The sequence below is a fragment of the Candidatus Auribacterota bacterium genome, assembly GCA_026392035.1.
Classification (GTDB): domain Bacteria; phylum Auribacterota; class Tritonobacteria; order UBA1439; family UBA1439; genus JAPLCX01.
Genome location: JAPLCX010000064.1, coordinates 70,341 through 89,129, shown reverse-complemented (window position 1 = coordinate 89,129; position 18,789 = coordinate 70,341). Strand labels below are relative to the sequence as shown.

The following is an 18,789-nucleotide window of genomic DNA, read 5'->3' as shown; positions in this document are numbered from 1 at the left end:
CTATTCTCCCCTCCTGGGGTGAATTTCCCTATCTCTGCATGAAACCTCACTCTCTCTGCCTCACGCGATGGGGTAAACTCATTTCTGTACTTCTTCTCTCCTTCTCCTATGCAACATCTTATGAGCAAAGCAATTCCCTCGGGACACAACACTAGCAACAGGGATGCCATGAACGTCCCTTATCTCCTTTACTGAAACATAGTAAGGTTGTATATTCTTACTGAAATGAAGAGAGTCCTACGCCGCATAATTTACGCAACTATTATTGTCGGGGCGGGCTGCGCGGGGCCACAATTCTACGTCCTCCAGGGGCCTCCCAAGTACGCGGTCAGCCTGAGATCCGTCAACTACGAGCGGGAGATCTACAACAACGACTGGAAGGCTCTGGTGGACGTGGCATCGGATCGCGCCGGCAATATCTTTATCCTCGACGCGTCAACCCACCAGGTCTTCGCCGCCGACTCCCAGGGCAAGCCGCTCTTCGTGATCGGAGAAACCGGTTTCTGGAGCAAGACATTCCCCCGCCCCTCAGGCCTGGCCGTGGACAGCGAGGGACGCATTCATGTCTCGGACACCAAAAACGACAACGTCCAGATATTCGACCGCACGGGGGCGTTCAGCTCAAGGATTGGAGAAAAGGGCGTGGACGCGGGGAATTTCCGTGCCCCCGCCGGGATCGATGTTGACGGCATGCGCAACCTCTACGTGATTGACCAGGGGAATAACCGGTTTCAGAAATTCGACCCCCGCGGGGTCTTCGTGATGCAGATAGTCTCCGGCCCCAAGCCGATCGAAAAGATCAACATCTCACGCACGAGCGGCCCGATCAAATATATCTCCTGGCCCCAGTTCAAACGCCTCAGGGATGTCGCCGTGGGCCCTGACGGGACGATTTACCTCATCGATGAGGGCCTCTGCATTGTCCACGCCTACAGCCCACAGGGGGCGTACCTCTTCAGTTTCGGCGGGCGGGGGAAGCGCGGAGGCAAGTTCGAGAAACCGGGCGGGATCGCCGTGGGGGCCATGGGAGTAGTCTGCGTGACCGATGAGAAAAATAACACCCTCCAGCTGTTCGATCCCGAGGGAAGATTCCTCACGAGCGTGGGGAGCAAGGGGAAGGGCCATGGGCAGTTCAGCCAGCCACAGGGAGTCGGAACCAGCGCCGATGGCCGGATCTTCATCGCGGACAAGGGGAACCGGCGCGTGCAGATATTTTCGTACGCCATTCCGAGGCCCGAGGTGACGGTAGCGCGAATTGAGAAGCCCGTGCGCATTGCCGTCTTTGACTTCAAGAACAACAACCCGGCGGCGCAGTCACGCGGCTACGGCGAGGCCATTTCGGACATGTTCATCACCGCGTTCGCCAAACAGCCGAACTTCGAGGTCATCGAGCGGAAGCAGGTGCGCAAGGTCATTGACGAGATATACTTCGACCAGTCAGGTGTTGTCGAGTCTGAGACGGCAAAGAAGATAGGCAAGATCCTGGGAATTGACGTCGCGCTCGCCGGGGGCGTCGCAGCCTTCGCCAACTCCATCGAAATAGACCTCCGCCTCCTGGACGTGGAGACAGGCAGGGTGATCCTCGCCGATTCGCTCAAGGCGAACTTCGAGCACGAACTGAGACCGCTCGTGAACCGGGAGGTGCTGAGGCTGGAGAACAGCTACGTGGTCCGCTTCTGCCCGCCGGCGCCGCCGGTCGGCCTGAAGATCGAGGCGGGCATCAGGAGGAACATCCTCTCATGGAGCGCCAACGAGGAACCCGATTTCAAGGAGTATAGGATCTATCGCGCCGAGTCTGCGGAGGGCCCGTACGCGCTGCTCGGCAAGACAAGAGAGACAGAGTGGGTTGATAAAAATCTGAGCGACGGCGCATCCTACTACTACCGGCTCGCCGCGGCGGACACCACCAAGATGGAGTCAAAGCAGTGCCCCGAGATGGCGGGGACAACCCGCCCCCGGCCGGCTCTGGGACAGCTCCCGGTAAAAGAAAATGTCGCGGTGAAAAAATCATCCTTTTCCTGGAGCGAGAATGAAAATGACGTTACCGGATATGTGATCTACCGCTCCGCCTCGGCTGACGGCGAATTCAAATCCATCGGGGAAAGCCGAACGCCGCGCTTCTCCGAAGGGGGCTTCGGCGACGGGGAGACCTATTACTACAAGGTGGCCAAAAAGTACCGGAACGGACTCGATAGCGAGCCCTCCAAGCCGTTCGCGGTCTCCACAAAACCACATCCCTCAATTCCGGAAGGATTCACCGCCCAGAGCGGCCTTGCCCGCAGGGTCTACCTCGAGTGGGGGAACCCCAAGGAGAGCGACATCCGCGAGTTCCGGCTGTATCGCAGCCGTTCTGAGGATGGCGACTACAAGAGAATCGCCACGGTCAAGCCCGGATGGCTCTCGAGCCCGAGCTACACGGACGGGGGTCTCGAAGACAAAGCCGAGTACTATTACAAACTGCAGTCTATCGACAAGGACGACCTCTCAAGCCAGATGAGCCCCCCTGTCAAGGCGACCACAAAACCCGTCCCCTCCACGCCCCGCGGTCTCGCGGCTTCCGGCAACAAGGCCAGGGCCGCACCCCTCTCCTGGGAAAAGAACCCTGAAACGGACATAAAAAAGTACACCATCTTTTCTGCCGAGAAGGAGGGCGGACCATTCCGGCAGCTCGCTGAAACCCCGCAGAACGAATTCATCCACAAGGGGCTCAAAGACCTGACGACATACTCCTACAAAATAAAGGCGGTGGATCGCGATGATCTCGTGAGCGACTTCTCTCAACCGGTTTCAGCGACTACCAAACCATGCCCCACGAAGCCGCGTGAACTCTCGGCAGAATCAGGTCTGGCAAGGAGCGCCCGCCTCACGTGGGCGGCGAATCCCGAGGGCGACATAGACCACTACGTTGTGTCCAGAAAAACAGGGCGCGGTGGCAGCTTCAAGGACGTCGGGAGCTCGAAGTCAAACAGCTATCTCGATGAGCGGCTCGAGAACGGGGCGCGTTATCAGTACAACGTGCGTGCGGTGGATGCTGACGGCCTCGAGAGCGACGCCTCGGATAAAACCGAGGCATCGACGAAACCCCGCCCCGCCGCGCCCGAGGGGGTGACTGCCGAAGCCCAAAACGGCAAGATTGTACTGACCTGGAAAGCAAATCCGGAGCCTGATATCTCCGGCTACGAGATTTACAGGAGCACGGCGTGGGACATCCTCGGCGGAGAGAGCAGGGTCGGCCAGGTCACCGGCCTGAGATTCGAGGATTGCACGGCGCAGGCAAAAAAGAAATACACCTACCGGATCGCCGCAGTTGACGGCGTGGGCCTCCACAGCGAGAAGTCAAAAGCGGCCTCCGCGCATCTCCCCTGACAAGGGGTCAAGTCTTGAATTTCAACTTTCCGCGCACCTCCTTTCCAAATGATCCCCTCCGGGGAGAAACTCGAAACACTAAACACGAAATCCTAAACAAACCCGAAACCCGAATCTCTAAACTCAAAACACCAACGTTCAATGTTTTTGGATTTTGAGTTTTGAGTTTGTTTCGAGTTTAGTGTTTCGGATTTAGGGTTTTCTTCTCATCAGTGCTTTGATTATCTTTCTGACCACCTTGGGGAGGGGTTCCTGCATCCGCACGCCGGCCGAGGTACTGTGGCCTCCCCCGCCGAGGGCGCGCGCGATTTTCCCCACATCGGTGCGGTCCAGCGCCCGCATGCTCACGCGGACCTGTCTTCTCCCCTCCTCACAGAAGAGGGCGATGACCCCCACGCCCCGCAACGTGAGCGGGTAGCGTGTAATCGATTCCGTTTCAGACGGGTTGACACGCAGCAGCCGCCATTGTGATTCCCGTATCACCACCCACGCGATGCGGCCCCCGGCCGCCGTGCGAAGTCCCTCGAGTGTAATTCCCGCCAGTTTCATCAAGCGGGGCGAATCATTCCCATACATCCGCAGCCATGCCTCTTTGGGATCAACTCCCCTCCTCAAGAGATCGGCGACTATTTCGTGCGTGCGGGCAGTCGTGCCAAGAAAGTTGAACGAAACCGTATCGGTGTGCATCCCCGTGTAGAGGGCGATTGCGGCGTCCCGCCCGATCTCACGGCCGCAGGCAAGATAGAGCTCGTATATCAATTGCGCGGTTGAGCAGGCATCGATTTTCACAAACTTGGTCTCCGCCTCGACCGTATTGCCGGGGTGGTGGTCGATGCACACCCGCCTGACCCCGGAGCGCCGCGCCACCTCATAGATCGGCCCCAGGCGGTCATTCGTGCTGGAGTCAAGGATGAAGAGGGCGTCCGCCCCGGCAATGAGGGGATCATATTTTTTATGGTACGCGAGCAGGTCCCCTCTCCTGTCGAGGAAACGGTATATGAGAGGGGCCGGTGACGGGATGATGGCGACCGCGCTCTTGTTCATCGATTTCAGGAGGAGGAGATACGCCATCGTGGAACCGATGGCATCACCATCGGGGTATATATGCGTGGTGAGCGCAAATACCTTGCCGTCCCTGATGATTTTTTTTACGCGCGCTAACGAAGCCACGGGATTCACTCTTTTCTCCCGATGGCAGCGTCTTACGTGCTGCCGTTGACAGGAGGGGGGCCACGGATGAACACGGATTATGACGGATATTCACAGATCAAAAGAAAGCTTCATCTGCGGCCATCCGTGTGGTTATCCGTGAAAATCCGTGGCGAACATCATTTACCGTTACCCCTGCAAAACTGACCCATTACGCGACCGGGTGGCCTTGCGCGATAAGAACAACGCTGGGCTGTCGAGATATTCAATTCTATGGAAGAAACCACGCCACGCACACACCGCCCCAAGGGACACGGGACTGCGTTTAGAGCGCACCCGATCAGTCTCGTGGTCATTCTGATCATACTCGCCGAGAGCGCGGCGGTTGCCTATTTCTACGCGAAGTATTACTCTCAGAACCTCGTGACCATCTCGCTCCAGGACAAACTCACCCAGACCAAGGAAGAAATCATCGCGATCGAGTACAAGAGACGAAGCCTTGAAAAAAGCATGGATGAGAAAAAACAGGCAATCCGTGACCTGGAACAGCGTCTCGGCCTGATCGAGGGGCGCGAGAAGGAGGCGAAAGATAACGCCGCGCGGAAGGAAGAGATTGCAGCGTATCTGCGGAAACGCCTGAAGGAAAGCAAAGAGATGGAGATGCAGATGTACGAGAGGATCGAGGAGCTCAGCAGGAAGCAATCCGAGATGGAAACGCGCATGGCCCAATTCAATTTGGCGCAGGGGGTCGGCACCCCGATCGCGCAGGACATTCAGCTCAAGGAAACGGTCGTCACCGAGGCAGCCCCGTCGGTCAGTGAGATCGCGGGTCAGATCCTCATTCTTAATAATACGTACAATTTTATCATCCTCAATGTGGGGAGCGCCGACGGGATCGAAGCAGGGGATGAGGGCACGATCGAGCACGATGGCGTGCAGATAGGAAGAGCGAAGGTGAAGAAACTCTACAATAGGATGTGCCTCGCAGACATCGTGGAGACCTCCCAGGACGCGAAGGTTCAGAAGAGCTTTCTGGTAAAGTTCGCCCGCGAGCCCGACGGGAATAAATCGTAGCCCGCTCCAAAGATTTTTACATTAGCGGGAGGCCGCTCAGCACCGCATCGGTCACTATGAAAGCAAAACCATCGATTCGATTGATCGTGGGCGCCGGGGTGATCATTGACATCGTGCTCATTGTCCTCGCCGACCTGCTCTCCTTCTCCCTCCGTTTCGGCATCGACGTGCGCCAGGCAAATTTTGACGCCTACAAGCGGATCGCGGTGTTCATCGTCCTCCTGCGCCTGATCTGCCTCTACGTGTTCGGCCTCTACGAGAAGCCAAAATACAAGACCAACATCGAGAGCCTCTCAAACATCGTCAAGGCCATGACCGTGAGCACGCTCATCATTATCGCGGCGGCCTTCTACTCGCGCGCCCTCGCCTATCCGCGGTCGGTAATCCTGATCTCGTGGGGCATCACGGCAGCCCTGATCACGACGTGGAGAGTCCTGGTCCGCCGCCTCATCAACGCCATCCTGGGCCACGACTACTTCGTCTCCCACCTGCTCATTATCGGCACCGATCAGAACGCCTTCCGCCTGATGCTCCATCTCACCCGCCGCACGGGCGTCAAATGCACGCTGGTGGGGTATGTTTCAACGGGGGCAGAAGAGCCGCGCGTCGACCGGCGCATGATCCTCGGCTCCGTGAACGATATCCCCTCGATCATTAAGAGAATCCCGGTGGACGAGGCGGTGATCTCATCTCCCGATCTCCCCCGGGACCAGGTCGCCCTGATATTCTCCCTTTTCATCAACACGGACATCATCTTCAAGACGGTCCCTAATCTCTATGAAGCCGTCGTGGGCCGGGTAGCCGCCACCGCCGCAGAGAAAAATGTCCCGCTGATTGAATTGACCACCGTCCGCTACGGGCGCGGTCCGTATAAAGGGATCAAACGGGTGATGGATATCGCGCTCTCGCTCGTGGGAATCGTGTTCGCCGGGCCCGTGCTCATGGCGCCCATCGCCCTGATCATCAAACTCACCTCTCCCGGCCCGGTCATTCACAGACAGGAGCGAGCGGGGCTGCACTGCCGCCCATTTACCATGCTCAAGTTCAGGACGATGAGCGCGGATTCTGAAAAAGATACCGGGCCGGTATGGTCACGCCCGGGTGACACGAGGGTAATACGGTTCGGGCGGTTCCTGCGCAGGACCCACCTCGATGAGCTGCCTCAGTTCTTCAACGTGCTCAAGGGAGACATGAGCATCGTCGGTCCCCGGCCGGAGCGCCCCCACTTCGTCCGCTCGCTCATCCGCGGCATCCCGTTTTATGCGGAGCGGCTGGAGGTCAAGCCGGGGATCACCGGATGGTCGCAGGTAACCCTGAACTACGCGGGGAGCCTTGAGTCGCACGCGGAGAAGCTCGTCTGCGATCTCTACTACATCGAGAACATGTCCCTCATCCTTGACCTGTGGATAATGCTCAAGACATTGGGCGTGGTGCTCAGCGCGAGGGGCGTGTAACTACGGTTCAAGGTTGAAAGTCTAAAGTTTAAAGCGAAGGAACAACGAGCATGCAACCTCACACGGGGAAGCGGGGGAGGCCCGCAGGCGTACCGCGCGGCGTGAGCGCGCCCCGCACCACCGCATAAAATTTTTCCCCCATCAACCGCCTGCACGCATCTTTTCCCCGCTCTCTTAAGTAGCGCGTTGCGAGTGGCGTAAATGCCCCTCTCATGACGCGGTGGACGATCGCTTCCCCGTCACCCTGTTTGAGGCAGAACCGTTTGAGCGCGTAACGATCCGCTCCATAACGGCTGTAGCCGAACACGGAGCCGCATATCGCCTCGTAGCCCTCCTCAATCGCGGCTGCCGCGAGCGTGGGGCTATGGTAGCCGCCCGGCAGTGAGAGGAATCTCACACGCGCCCCCAGCCTGTCTTCAAGGAGCCCCTTTGATTCCCGGAGTTCCCTCGTCACTTCATGCCGGGATATCGCAGCCAGATTCGCATGGCTCATCGTGTGGGAGCCGATTTCCATCCCCGCTCGACGCATCTCGTCGAGCTCGCCCCATCTCACCCAGCCCTTCCGCCCCACCAGTCCCGCCACGGGGAACACCACGGCCCTGCATCCCGCGCTCAGGAGGAGCGGGAAAAGGTGCGTGTACGCGCTCGCGAGGCAATCGTCAATCGTGATGACGAACGCGCTCCCTTCCGTCCCCGCGCGCGCCAGGATCGCGTCAAGGGGCACCGCGGCACAGCCATGACTACGCAGCCAGTTTACCTGAGCCTTGATCGCCGAGATCGGCAGCGCGTAGATCGGATCGCGTATGGCGTCGGTTTCACACTCGCTCACCCCGTGGTAGAGGAAGATGGGAACCCTCCTCTTCTTTATAAAGGGCATTGGGATCCTTTCCCCTCACAGCTCGATCACGTACCTACTGCTCCTATCCCCCTCCATCCGCTCGATCTCTTCCCGCATCTCATCATACCCGCTGCGCCCCATCATGGCGTACGTCAGCTTCTTCCCCTGCTCGACGCCTGGCTGGTCGAATGCGTCGATCCCCAGAAGTTCAGCGGCGAGCGCGGTCTGCATCTCGAACATGTAGAGCAGCATCCCCACGGTGCGCGGGGTGACGCGGCTGAGCTCAATTGAAATGTTTGGCCTCCCGGCGCGCGCGAGCGCGAGGGCGGTCGCCCTCTGCTCGGCGCGGATCAGGGAGTTCATCGTCCGCCCCGAGAGGTAATCGAGCGCATCATCACGCACGGCGGGACGCGGAATCGGAACCTCACGCCGGTATTCCCTCACGCCTACGAATGTCACGATCTTATCGCACGGCCCTTCCATGTAGAGCTGAATCTGCGAATGCTGGTCCGTTGCGCCCAGCGCCTTGATCGGCGTCTGCCCCACGTGCACAACCCTCCCGGCGCGATCGACCCTCTTCCCCAGGCTCTCCGCCCAGAGCTGCCTGAACCAGTCGGCGATCCCGAGCAGGCCATTGCAGTAGGGCATCATGACAGCGATGGCCTTCCCCTTTCTCGTATAGGCCAGGTAGTAGAGGAGCGCCAGTGCGAGCGCCGGGTTGGATGAGATTTCAGGCTTCAGTGAAATCTCATGCATCAGCCGCGCGCCCTCGAGGAGCTCCCCGATGTCAATACCCGAAACGGCCGCAGACAGAAGACCCACGGCGCTGAGCACCGAAAAGCGGCCGCCCACATCCTGCGGGACCGTGAGCAGGCGGTATCCCTCGCGGAGGGCGAGCGACCGCAGCGCCCCCCGATGCGGATCGGTCGTGGCGATCACCCGCTCCCGCATTTTTTCCTTCCCAAGCCTTTTCTCCATCGCGTCGAGGAAGAGGAGACACTGCGCCATGGTCTCCGCCGTGCTCCCCGATTTCGTGATCACGTTGATCGCGGTCCGCTCCAGGTCGAGCAGATCCATGGCGCCGGCGACGAACTCCGGGTCAACGTTGTCGAGCACGAAGATACGGGGCCTGTCGCCGCGCCGCTCCCTGGGAAGGAGATTGTAGTACGGATGGTTGAGCGCCGCGTGAAGCGCGCTGTTGCCGAGCGCCGACCCGCCTATCCCCAGGACGACAAAATTATCAACCGCCGCGGCGAGCCGGTCTGCAACGCCCCCGACTTCTCTGACGAGTGACGGGTCGAAGGGGAGCTTGCAGAAGCCCATGCGCCCTTCCCCGGCAGCCGCGCGCACTGAACTCGCGGCGGCGCACGCCCTGTCCATTGAACTCTTCAGATCCTCGGCGCAGATGCCGTTCTCGGTGCCGATGGCGTCTGCCATCATATGCGTATAATCAATCACCACACCGTTCGCGCCCATGTTCGTCACCTCTTTCGCTCGATCCTCTTCACGGTGAGCGTGGTTCCGCGCACCGCCCCGCGCTCCCTCGACGCGTTCCCCCCGCTGACAGTCAACCCTCAACCCTTAACCATCGATCCTCAACCCTCGATCCTCAATCCTCCACCCTCGACCCTCAACCATTAGCCATACACCGCGATCGCCTCTATCTCGACCGCCGCATCTTTAGGAAGGCGCGAAACCTCAACGCAGGCACGGGCAGGCGGCCCGGAATCAAAATATTCGCTGTATATCCTGTTAACCGATTCAAAGTCTCCGAGGTTTTTGAGGTAGATCGTGGTCTTCGCCAGGTTGGCGAACGAGAGTCCCTGGGAATGGAGTATCGCGCCGAGGTTTTCCATTACCCTTTTCGTCTGCTGCGCTACATCGCCGCTCACGAGCGTCCCGCTCTGCGGCTCAATGGCGATCTGCCCTGAAATAAAAAGCATGTTTCCCGCCCGCACCGCCTGTGAGTACGGTCCCACAGGCCCCGGGGCTTTTTCCGTGCTGATGATGGTTTTAGTCATGGTATCTTCTCCATTGATCATCCATAAGCCGTGCCCGCGGCAGCACTATCCCATCGAGTTAAGAGATGTCATGCGAGGGGCCATCTTGGGTTCTGCTCAATCTGGTCAGCCCGCACCCGTACATGCCCCGGCCATTTCGCGCCTGGCGTACTCAATCCCCCGCACAACCGCAGCGGTATCATTGGCGGGAGAGAGCTCGATGACCACCGGCGCGAGGGGATTCCAGTACTTTCTGAAACGGCTGAAATTCACCGTGCCGTATGATGGAGGCAGGTGGTCCTGGCAGCGCAGCACGTCATGGACATGGAACCCGCACAACTTCCCCGCTGCCGCGTCCAGATAATCCTCCTGCCGCCAGAAACCAAGATTTTCCATGACCTGGGCGTGCCCGATGTCATGCCAATACGCAATCGGGCCATCCCTGAACCGCTCCATAATTTCCCCGCACTCATCCAGGGAGGGGATTTCTCTGTGGTGGAAGCGGTTCTCAACCGCGAGCAACACACCCGCACGCGACGCATCCGGGCAGAGCGCGTCCAGGCTCAGGAGTGCCCTGTCGAAATACCGCCGCGCGCTCCGCGCCCGTTCTTCCACCATGCGGTCGTGCATTTCCCGGTAGCGCTTCGAGCGTTCCTGGCCGCACCGGTAGAGTTCTATCAGGTCCCTCGTGAATGGTGGTATTTCCGCGCGCCCGAGATGCACGATGAGCGCCCGGGCGCCACACGCAGCGGCAGTGTCGATAGAGCGCCTTGTCTCTTCGACCGCAGCCTGGCGCTCGGCCTCTTCCAGAGAGGACAGGAGGAGTATCTCAGAGAGAGAGCGTCCGCGATCCGGCACGGCGGGGAGGGGGCAGAAGTTATGCACACTCACAATCCCCATCTCCAGCGAGCGGCAGCAGGTGGAGATCGCGTCAACTTCCTTCTCCGTGTGCCGGTAGCTCAGCTCGATCGCCCTGACACCGAGCCCGCGCAGGGTCAAGAGCAACGCCCTCGGGGTGAGCCTGCCACCAGCATTCCACGAGGTAGAAAAAGCCAGCATGCTCTCCTGGGGAGCGATGAACAACTATCTCCTCCTGGCTTCTTGTGCCTTCCTGCGGCGCTTTTGACTGGGCTTCTCGTAGTGTCGGTGTCTCCTCACCTGCTTCATGATGCCCTCTTTGTCGATTTTCTTCTTCAATCGCCTCAGGGCCCTCTCCACCGGCTCGTTCGGCCTCAGAATTACCTTTGGCAAATTCACCCCCTCCTTTTCTTTAGCGCAGATCAAAACTCACCGGCCAGCAGAAGGTGAGCTTTTCACATTTGATTTCCTCGGGGAACGCAGGGAAACAGACCGCGGCCTTTTTGAGACCTGCCACGAGCTCACGGTCGAAACCCCCGCACGCCGGCGGCACCTCGATTGACTCCAGCGCTCCATCTCCCCGCACGCAGAAACGTACTTGCAGCCTGGCCTCCCGTCCGCTCTCCAGCGCGATATGCGGATATGACAGCTTGCCCTCCCGTTCGAGTATCTGCTCGAGCTGCTTCCTGTACCGGTTCACCGCAGCAGTGAACGCCTCGGAGCTTCTTATCTCCCGAGGAGAGAGAGGCCTCAATGTCTCCCTTGTGACTCCCGAGAGTATCTCACCCGTACCTTTCAGCACCTGTGAGTCGGCCCTTGCCTGATCCTGTCCCACCTCCCGCAAGCTGGCGATTGAGGAATCATCACCCGCTTCGCCTGGATGTGGCACATGCTCTCCCCCGGCCGGTCCGCCGACGGCCTCAATGTACGAGAACTCTATCGCGGGGGGGAAGGCCTGTCCGGCTTCCTTGGAGACCACGGGAGGCAGATGCGCGATCAGCACGGTGTGCAGCCCCGTTGAAAGGGCGACACATAAGAGCTGGAACCTGTCCATTCAACCCCTCACTTCATCACGCGCTCGGAATGAGATTATCCGCATAAAAGTGTGTACTTTTAAGAGCCCTGTAGCGCGCACTTAAGTGTGCGCTACGGCATCTTGTGAAGCCCACGCATATATCGGCACCATCCGGAATGATACCCCGGGAATTGATGCACCGCGCCGCCTGAACCGGCGCCCATGAGAGATCACTATTCTAAAAAACATGCAGCGCCAAGGCAAGCGCAATCAGTCTGGACTATCTCCAATTTTCAGAAAAACAGCTTTGATGTTTTACCACAGAGCCTGCCTGCCGGCGGGCAGGCTCCGTGTATCTCCGTACTACACGTGTGCAAAACTTTTTAATTGGAGAAAGTTTTTCGCTTGGTATTCGTAACTTTCTTTACCGTAGAATGTTGTGTTCAGTGAATTCAGTGTCTTCAGTGGTAAAAATTGGTTGCGGCCAAAGGCCGCGCCGTGCTCCCTGCCCGTCCCTGTCTGCCGACAGGCAGGCGGCAGGCGGGTCCGTGGTGAAACATCATTTCTGGCAGTTATCGCCCAGCGCCGATCACCCACCGGCTCCCGGAATCCTATAGAAAACCGTGCTCCCTGAGGAACGACTCGGTGATCCCCTGTGCGCGATCCCGACTGGCATACTTACCCAGGACGTCCAGCTCGAGATTGACTCTGCCGCCGACCGGCGTGCTCCCGAGCGTGGTATTCCGTATCGTGAACGGGATGCAGTGCACATAGAAGGCGCCGGCGTTCATCCTGGCGACGGTGAGACTGATCCCGTCCACCGCGATTGATCCCCTCAGGACGATTCCCTTCATGAGCATTTCGTTCGCAGAAATCCCCACGACCAGATCATCGCCCTCCCTCCGGCGGGATATGATTGTCCCTTGACCATCGACGTGGCCCAGAACAAAATGCCCCCCGATCCTGTCTCCGAGGCGCAACGCCCTCTCGAGGTTGACACCCTCGTTGGGTTTCAACGCATTCAGGTTCGTCAGTTCCCATGTTTTCTGGAGTATGTCGGCCGCCAGCCTCCCTTTGCGAGACGCTGAGACTGGTGGCGAACATTCAACCACAGTCACACACACGCCATTGAGCGCCACGCTCGCTCCGCGCTCGGCCCCCGCCGCAACGGTGCCGGAAATGATCGCAATCCGCCTGCCGGCGGGCGTCGCCACAATGTTCTCAACTACACCTATCTCTTCGATGATCCCCGTGAACATCTTGACTACAGCCCAAAGTTGAAAGTGTAAGGTTTAAAGTGCAATAAGCACTACAGCCTCGAGCCGCCCGTGGCGGACATCAGTTAAATATGAATAACCACAGATGAACACGGATGCACACAGATAGGACTACAGTTAAAAGTGCAAAGTTGAAGGTTTACCGTGACATAATTTCTTTCAACTTTAAGCCTTGCACTTTCTGCCGTAGTATTTATCTGTGTTTATCTGTGGTGATACGTTAAGTCGCCTATTTTGTTTTCGCTTTCCACTTTCGGCCGCAGTTAACGCGCCCCTCGATCAAGATATCATCACCGCACCGCGCCACAGCAACGCTGCTGAGCGGTATCGCATCGGCGATCCTTTTTATTCCCGCCCCGCCCACCGGCGTCGGCGCGCCGCGCCCCCCTATGATCGCGGGGGCAATGAATATCATCACGCTGTCCACCACGCCCGCCTCAAGCGCAGAGGCGATCGTCTCGCCTCCCCCCTCGACCATCACCGACATGACGCCCATGCGGCCGAGCCGCCGCCACAAGCTCCTCAGCGAAACCCTGCCGCGCCTGGTCGGGCATCGGATCACCCTCGCGCCGAGCGCTTCCAGCCTGGCAATCCTCCCGCGGGGGGCGCGGCCGGTGACGGCGATGACCGTTTTCGACACGTCCGGGGGTTTGAGCACGTTCGACCCGAAGGGGATTTCCGCCTTCGAATCCAGAATAATCCGCCATGGGACTTTTGCCACGCGCCCTCCCGGGCGAGCCGTTAAACTTGGGTTGTCCCGCTCGACTGTCCTCCTCCCGACGAGGACCGCGTCCGAGCAGAATCTGATCCGATGGCTCTGTCTCCGTGATTCGGCCCCGCTGATCCAGCGCGAGTCGCCTCCAACCGTGGCGATCTTCCCATCGATGCTCATCGCAACCTTTACCGTCGTGAAGGGGAGCCCTGTCTTAATGTACTTCGCGAAGTCTTCGTTGAGGGCCGACGCCTCCCTGCTGAGAGCCCCGACCCTCACGAGGACGCCGCGACGCCGCAGGAGGGCGATGCCACGGCCATGGTGGCGCGGATTGGGGTCCAGCGTGGCGACGATCACTTTTTTTAAGCCTGCGTGCACGATCGCATCAGTACAGGGCGGCGTGCGCCCGTAGGTACAGCACGGCTCCAGCGTGACATACATCGTCGCCCCCCGCGCCGCGCCGCCCGCCTGAGCGATGGCGCGCACTTCCGCGTGAGCTTCTCCCGATCGCCGGTGCCACCCCCGACCGATCACCCTTCTACCCCTGACAACAACGGCGCCCACCGCGGGATTCGGGCTGGTGCGGCCCTTGCCGCGATTCGCCAGGCGAAGGGCGAGCCGCATGAATTTCAACTCTTCCCCGGAGAAACGATCCGCCGGGGCGTGTGGCGGCGCCGATTCCCTACGGTGCATCTTTCATCTCTTCCTTGCGGATTTGATCAAGGATGCCGTTCGCAAACGCCCCAGAGTCAGGCGTCGAATATTTCTTCACGATATCCACCGCCTCGTTGATCACCACAATGGGCGGCGCATGTTTCGAGAAGAGCATCTCGTACACGGCGAGGCGGAGAACGTTCCTGTCCACCGCCGCCATCCGCGCGAGTATCCAATTATGAGCGTACCTGCTGAGGAGCGGGTCAATCTTGTCAAGATTTTCCTGAGTCCCCCGGATCAGCTCGCTCGCGTAACCCCTTATTTCTGGCCCAACCGGATGCTCCGCCCAGAAGAGGCCCAGCGTCGTTTCCAGATCCCCACGGGTTATCTCTATCTGGTAGAGAAACTGGAGCGCGAGCTCTCGTGCTTTTCTTCGGCTACCCATTTGTTAAAATCCCAAATCCCATACTTGAAATGTCAAATACCAAATGACAAAATCCAAATGACAAAATAATCTGACACTAGCCTTTATTCCTTGCTATCTGCGGTTCATTTGTCATTTGTACTTTGGTATTTGTCATTCTTTTGTGATTTGTGCTTTGTCATTTGTCATTCACTGCTATATCTTCTCAAACAGATTTACCATCTCGATGGCGGCCTCTGCGGCCTCCGCGCCCTTATTACCCGCCTTTGCCCCCGCGCGCTCGATAGCCTGTTCGAGCGTATCCGGCGTGATCACGCCATAGATCACCGGCACGCCGGTCGAGAGAGAGATCTGCGCGATCCCCTTGGTCACCTCGCTGCTGATGTACTCGAAATGCGGCGTCGCCCCGCGAATGACTGCGCCGAGGCAGATGACCGCGTCGTGCTTTTTGGCCTTCGCGATCCTGCTGGCGGCATAGGGAATCTCAAAAGAGCCGGGAACCCACACCACGGTGATCTCCTCTTCTTTTACCCCGTGGCGCCGCAGCGCGTCCATCGCTCCCCCGAGGAGCTTCGAGGTGATGAACTCATTGAAGCGGCTGACGACAATCGCATACCGCTTCCCCCTGCTCACCATCTCACCCTGAAATGTTTTAACCATTGCTCCCTCCTTTCTTTGATAGCTCAAAAGTGAAAACGCAAAAGGCAAAACCACAATTCAAAATTAAAAAGAACGACGCGGCTCAATCCTCCTTTTTACCTTTTTACTTTTGCCTTTTGACTTTTATATGAGGTGCCCCAGTTTATCCCGCTTGGTCTCCAGATACTCCCGATTATAATCTGTCGCCCCCACGCTGATCGGCACCCGTTCGGAAACCTTCAGGCCATAGCCTTCGAGGCCTACGATCTTCCGCGGGTTATTGGTGAGGAGCCGTATCTTATGCAGGCCGAGGTCAGCGAGGATCTGGGCGCCTATCCCGTAATCCCTGGGATCGGGGGGAAACCCGAGGTGCTCGTTGGCCTCCACCGTATCGAGCCCGCTGTCCTGGAGGGCGTACGCCTTGAGCTTGTTCACCAGGCCTATCCCCCTCCCCTCCTGCCGCATGTAGAGGAGCACGCCGCACCCCTCTTCCGCAAGCCGCTTGAGCGACAATCTCAACTGTTCCCCGCAGTCGCAGCGGAGGGAGCCGAAGACGTCTCCGGTCATGCACTCCGAATGAACCCGCACGAGGACGTTCTCCCTGCCGGAGACCTCGCCCTTGATCAGCGCGATGTGGTGGTAGTTATCCAGCATGCACTCGTAGAGGCGGAGCTCGAATGTGCCGTACGGGGTGGGGATTGACGTCCGGGCGGTACACCTGACCTGCTTCTCCTCTGTCATCCTGTAGCGGATGAGATCGTCAATCGTCACGATGCGAAGCTGGAAACGCTCGGCGATGCGGCGAAGGGCCGGCAGCTTCGCCATCCTGCCGTCCTCATCCATGATCTCGCAGAGGACGCCCGCCGGATAGAGCCCCGCGAGTCTCGCCAGATCCACGCTTGCCTCGGTATGCCCCGCGCGCCTCAAGATTCCTCCCTCCCTTGCCCTGAGGGGAAAGACATGCCCCGGCCTGGCGAAATCTTTGAGGCCGAAGCCGGGATCGGCGAACGCGCGGACCGTCGCAGCCCGATCGTAGGCGGAGATGCCCGTGGTGGTATTGTGGATGAAGTCGATTGACTCAGTGAAGGGGGTGCCATAGAGGGATGTGTTCACCTGCACCATCGGCTTCAGTCCCAGCTCTTCGATGCGCCCCCCCGGCGCCGAGACACAGATGAGGCCCCTGCCGTGCGTCGCCATGAAGTTGATCGCCTCCGGAGTGACCTTCTCAGCGGCCATGACGAAATCGCCCTCGTTTTCTCGGTCCGCATCGTCAATCACGATGACGATCTTGCCCGCGGCAATGTCTTTAATTGCGTCCTGCACCGAACTCACCATAATTGCAGCCCAAAGTTGAAAGTGTAAAGTTTAAAGCACCATGTCGTCACAAAGCCCGCGGCGAAATAAAAAAGTCCTGAAGAACGCATTCTTCAGGACAGTGAGCACAACACTATGCAATCCTCTCCCATCCGGACTGTGACCGTCGGCCCCGGAGTTTCACCGGATCAGTCCCGCTAAGCGGGACTCGCGGGCTCTACCGCCGGTGGGGACTTGCACCCCGCCCTGAAGATTGTTGCACCATACTACTATCTAGCGTAATTAAGGTCAACTATAAATTGCACCAGCCAAATTGCATCAGCCATCCTTACTTCCCGGCGCGAAATGGATCTACACCTGAATCAGCCTCCCCGTCCGCTCGTTGATGAGCTTGATGTTTTCAACGTGCAGATCCTCCCGCGGCTCGAACGTGACCACTCCCCTGTATCTCTGCGTGAGCTCCTGTACGGCCTCGCGGTCCTCCTTCTGAAGCCGCTCGCACACTTTCGGGTGCGCCTGAACCTTGATGGGAAGCCTGAGAAAGCGCCTGCTGCTCCGCAGGGCCAGCTTGATGAGGCGCTGGGCCTCGATGCTCATGCTGGTGGCGGATTTCACCCTCCCTCCCCCGCTGCAGTAAGGGCACGCCTCGTAGACCGCTTCGCTCAAGCTCTCCTTCACGCGCTCGCGGGTCATCTGCAGGATCCCCAGCTGCGAAATGGGGAAGATGTTCGTCTTCGCCTTATCCCGGTTCACCGCTTTCAGCATCGCCTTCTCCACCATCCGCTGGTGCCTCTTGAGGTGCATGTCAATAAAATCAATGATGATGATGCCACCGATGTTGCGCAGCCGTATCTGGCGGCACGCCTCCTCCGCGGCCTGCATGTTTGTCTCGAGAATGGTGTCATCGAGATTCTTCTTGTCGAGGCATCGGCCGCTGTTCACATCGATCACGACCATGGCTTCCGTCTGATCGATGATGAGGTAGCCGCCGCATTTGAGCCACACCTTCTTCCGCTGAGCCTTTTCAATCTCCTTTTCAATGCCGGAGCTGTCGAACACATGGTCCCTGCCGCTGTGGTAGACGATCGTGGCCTCCATGTTCGGCATGAGGGCATTGACGAACCGCTGGATGTTCTTATACTCATCCCGCGAATCAATGATGATCTTGGAGACATCCTCGGTGAGCACGTCGCGGAGAACCCTGAGGATGAGATTGAGCTCTTCGTGGATAAGCGAGGGGCAGGGCGAGGCCGGGATCTGCCTCTGAATGCCCGCCCAGAGGTCGGAAAGGTAGCGCACATCCTTCTCGAACTCTTCCTGCGATGCGCCCTGGCCGACGGTCCGGACAATGAACCCGAGGTCCTTAGGGGTGTTGACCTGTCTGAGGATATGCCTGAGGCGCCGCCGCTCCGCGTAATCCGCGATGCGCCTGGAGATGCCGATCTGGCGGGCCCCCGGCATCATCACCAGGTAGCGGCCCGCGAGGGAGATGTTGCTCGAGAGCCTGACCCCCTTCGTCCCGATGGGTTCTTTTATTATCTGGACAAGAATCTCCTGCCCCTTGTGGAGCATCTTGTCGATAGACTCTCTCTTGGCGTCTTTGCTGGTGACCCCGAGCCCCTCAACGTCCTCGCCCGCGATCTCCCTGCACGCAGAAACCTCATTGGTGATATCCGAAACATGGAGAAACCCATTCCTGCCGAGGCCAATGTCAACAAAGGCCGCCTGAATGGCCGGGAGGACGTTTCTCACCACTCCCCTGTAGATGTTTCCCACGAGCGTTTTTTCCTGCTCCCGCTCGATCAAAAGCTCTTGGAGTTTGCCATCCTCCATGATGCCCACGCGGGTTTCGCGCGGTTCCGAACTGATAATGATCTGCCTGTCCATTGATAACAATCCTTTCCAGGCTGCTTCCCGCGCCGAGCGATGAGGCACTCCGTTGCGCCAGAGACCTTGGCAATCGGAGATTCACTGTCGTATGTGCGCCGAGACATGTCCGCAGACGGCGTTTCTGT

The 18,789-nt window shown here is 58.8% G+C and carries 16 protein-coding genes and 1 riboswitch; of the genes, 3 read left to right on the top strand and 13 right to left on the bottom strand.

The genetic code is table 11. The features are described from left to right. The first annotated feature begins 225 nt into the window (after nucleotides 1-225). Complete coding sequence (locus NTX71_06575; protein MCX6339568.1) at nucleotides 226-3,366, top strand: fibronectin type III domain-containing protein; 3,141 nt, start codon at nucleotides 226-228, stop codon at nucleotides 3,364-3,366. Between the two features lie 192 nt (nucleotides 3,367-3,558). Here NTX71_06575 and NTX71_06570 read toward each other — a convergent pair whose 3' ends face one another. After that, on the bottom strand, nucleotides 3,559-4,536 hold the full coding sequence (locus NTX71_06570; GenBank protein MCX6339567.1) for a bifunctional oligoribonuclease/PAP phosphatase NrnA: 978 nt from the start codon (nucleotides 4,534-4,536) through the stop codon (nucleotides 3,559-3,561). 252 nt (nucleotides 4,537-4,788) lie between these two features. Between NTX71_06570 and NTX71_06565 the strand changes: the two genes are divergently transcribed. Continuing rightward, nucleotides 4,789-5,589, top strand: a complete 801-nt coding sequence (locus tag NTX71_06565; protein MCX6339566.1) for a hypothetical protein — start codon at nucleotides 4,789-4,791, stop codon at nucleotides 5,587-5,589. A 56-nt stretch (nucleotides 5,590-5,645) separates the two neighbouring features. Further along, a complete protein-coding gene (locus tag NTX71_06560) occupies nucleotides 5,646-7,043 on the top strand; it encodes a sugar transferase (GenBank protein ID MCX6339565.1) in 1,398 nt (465 codons plus the stop codon). Between the two features lie 58 nt (nucleotides 7,044-7,101). Here the strand turns inward: NTX71_06560 and NTX71_06555 are convergent, their stop codons facing one another. The 12 genes from NTX71_06555 to NTX71_06500 form a co-directional block, all read right to left on the bottom strand. Then, on the bottom strand, nucleotides 7,102-7,920 hold the full coding sequence (locus NTX71_06555; GenBank protein ID MCX6339564.1) for a polysaccharide deacetylase family protein: 819 nt from the start codon (nucleotides 7,918-7,920) through the stop codon (nucleotides 7,102-7,104). A gap of 15 nt (nucleotides 7,921-7,935) precedes the next feature. Next, entirely contained in the window at nucleotides 7,936-9,459 is a 1,524-nt protein-coding gene (locus NTX71_06550) for a glucose-6-phosphate isomerase (protein ID MCX6339563.1), read from the bottom strand. A 59-nt stretch (nucleotides 9,460-9,518) separates the two neighbouring features. Continuing rightward, entirely contained in the window at nucleotides 9,519-9,902 is a 384-nt protein-coding gene (locus NTX71_06545) for a RidA family protein (protein MCX6339562.1), read from the bottom strand. A 105-nt stretch (nucleotides 9,903-10,007) separates the two neighbouring features. Next, the gene (locus tag NTX71_06540) at nucleotides 10,008-10,964 is read right to left on the bottom strand and encodes a TIM barrel protein (GenBank protein ID MCX6339561.1); all 957 of its coding nucleotides are present in this window, start codon (nucleotides 10,962-10,964) and stop codon (nucleotides 10,008-10,010) included. Beyond that, nucleotides 10,965-11,132, bottom strand: a complete 168-nt coding sequence (gene rpsU, locus NTX71_06535) for a 30S ribosomal protein S21 (GenBank protein ID MCX6339560.1) — start codon at nucleotides 11,130-11,132, stop codon at nucleotides 10,965-10,967. Nucleotides 11,133-11,151: 19 nt separating this feature from the next. Further along, nucleotides 11,152-11,793: a hypothetical protein gene (locus NTX71_06530; GenBank protein MCX6339559.1), complete on the bottom strand. Its 642-nt coding sequence runs from the start codon at nucleotides 11,791-11,793 to the stop codon at nucleotides 11,152-11,154. A gap of 572 nt (nucleotides 11,794-12,365) precedes the next feature. Beyond that, nucleotides 12,366-13,013, bottom strand: a complete 648-nt coding sequence (locus NTX71_06525) for a riboflavin synthase (protein ID MCX6339558.1) — start codon at nucleotides 13,011-13,013, stop codon at nucleotides 12,366-12,368. 247 nt (nucleotides 13,014-13,260) lie between these two features. Beyond that, nucleotides 13,261-14,436, bottom strand: a complete 1,176-nt coding sequence (gene ribD, locus NTX71_06520) for a bifunctional diaminohydroxyphosphoribosylaminopyrimidine deaminase/5-amino-6-(5-phosphoribosylamino)uracil reductase RibD (GenBank protein ID MCX6339557.1) — start codon at nucleotides 14,434-14,436, stop codon at nucleotides 13,261-13,263. Beyond that, entirely contained in the window at nucleotides 14,426-14,842 is a 417-nt protein-coding gene (gene nusB / locus NTX71_06515; GenBank protein ID MCX6339556.1) for a transcription antitermination factor NusB, read from the bottom strand. The genes ribD and nusB overlap by 11 nt, the downstream gene beginning before the upstream one ends. 174 nt (nucleotides 14,843-15,016) lie before the next feature. Then, complete coding sequence (gene ribE / locus NTX71_06510) at nucleotides 15,017-15,481, bottom strand: 6,7-dimethyl-8-ribityllumazine synthase (GenBank protein MCX6339555.1); 465 nt, start codon at nucleotides 15,479-15,481, stop codon at nucleotides 15,017-15,019. Between the two features lie 123 nt (nucleotides 15,482-15,604). Further along, nucleotides 15,605-16,795, bottom strand: a complete 1,191-nt coding sequence (locus tag NTX71_06505) for a bifunctional 3,4-dihydroxy-2-butanone-4-phosphate synthase/GTP cyclohydrolase II (protein MCX6339554.1) — start codon at nucleotides 16,793-16,795, stop codon at nucleotides 15,605-15,607. Nucleotides 16,796-16,910: 115 nt separating this feature from the next. After that, nucleotides 16,911-17,032, bottom strand: a riboswitch (FMN riboswitch). 93 nt (nucleotides 17,033-17,125) lie between these two features. Then, nucleotides 17,126-18,661, bottom strand: coding sequence for an Rne/Rng family ribonuclease (locus NTX71_06500; protein ID MCX6339553.1), 1,536 nt, complete (start codon nucleotides 18,659-18,661; stop codon nucleotides 17,126-17,128). Nucleotides 18,662-18,789 lie beyond the last annotated feature (128 nt).

What these genes read in the sequence shown, in the direction of transcription:
- NTX71_06575 (MCX6339568.1), top strand. Translation starts at nt 226, where the DNA reads ATGAAGAGAGTCCTACGCCGCATAATTTACGCAACTATTATTGTCGGG.
- NTX71_06565 (MCX6339566.1), top strand. Translation starts at nt 4,789, where the DNA reads ATGGAAGAAACCACGCCACGCACACACCGCCCCAAGGGACACGGGACT.
- NTX71_06560 (MCX6339565.1), top strand. Translation starts at nt 5,646, where the DNA reads ATGAAAGCAAAACCATCGATTCGATTGATCGTGGGCGCCGGGGTGATC.
- NTX71_06555 (MCX6339564.1), bottom strand. Translation starts at nt 7,920, where the DNA reads ATGCCCTTTATAAAGAAGAGGAGGGTTCCCATCTTCCTCTACCACGGG.
- NTX71_06545 (MCX6339562.1), bottom strand. Translation starts at nt 9,902, where the DNA reads ATGACTAAAACCATCATCAGCACGGAAAAAGCCCCGGGGCCTGTGGGA.
- NTX71_06530 (MCX6339559.1), bottom strand. Translation starts at nt 11,793, where the DNA reads ATGGACAGGTTCCAGCTCTTATGTGTCGCCCTTTCAACGGGGCTGCAC.
- NTX71_06525 (MCX6339558.1), bottom strand. Translation starts at nt 13,013, where the DNA reads ATGTTCACGGGGATCATCGAAGAGATAGGTGTAGTTGAGAACATTGTG.
- ribD (MCX6339557.1), bottom strand. Translation starts at nt 14,436, where the DNA reads ATGCACCGTAGGGAATCGGCGCCGCCACACGCCCCGGCGGATCGTTTC.
- nusB (MCX6339556.1), bottom strand. Translation starts at nt 14,842, where the DNA reads ATGGGTAGCCGAAGAAAAGCACGAGAGCTCGCGCTCCAGTTTCTCTAC.
- ribE (MCX6339555.1), bottom strand. Translation starts at nt 15,481, where the DNA reads ATGGTTAAAACATTTCAGGGTGAGATGGTGAGCAGGGGGAAGCGGTAT.
- NTX71_06505 (MCX6339554.1), bottom strand. Translation starts at nt 16,795, where the DNA reads ATGGTGAGTTCGGTGCAGGACGCAATTAAAGACATTGCCGCGGGCAAG.
- NTX71_06500 (MCX6339553.1), bottom strand. Translation starts at nt 18,661, where the DNA reads ATGGACAGGCAGATCATTATCAGTTCGGAACCGCGCGAAACCCGCGTG.